Origin of the sequence: Clostridium celatum (assembly GCF_021412605.1) — a bacterium.
Taxonomy (GTDB): Bacteria; Bacillota; Clostridia; order Clostridiales; family Clostridiaceae; genus Clostridium; species Clostridium celatum.
Genome location: NZ_JAJKGM010000128.1, coordinates 1 through 234 on the forward strand (window position 1 = coordinate 1; position 234 = coordinate 234).

1 tRNA gene is annotated in these 234 nt (G+C 51.3%); it reads left to right on the forward strand.

The features are described 5' to 3' along the window. Nucleotides 1-82: 82 nt before the first annotated feature. Nucleotides 83-156, forward strand: a tRNA-Gly gene (locus LPC13_RS16850). The last annotated feature ends 78 nt before the right edge of the window (nt 157-234 follow it).

A 234-nucleotide genomic window follows, 5' to 3' on the forward strand; every position in this document is an offset into this window, starting at 1 on the left:
TGTTTAGCTCAGCTGGATAGAGCAACGCCCTTCTAAGGCGTGGGCCAGGAGTTCGAATCTCTTAACACGCACCATACTACAAGCGGGTATCGTATATCGGTAATACTCTAGCCTTCCAAGCTAGCAAGGTGGGTTCGATTCCCACTACCCGCTCCATATATGGTGAACGTAGTTCAGTTGGTAGAGCGCCAGTTTGTGGCACTGGTTGTCGTGGGTTCGAGTCCCATCGTTCAC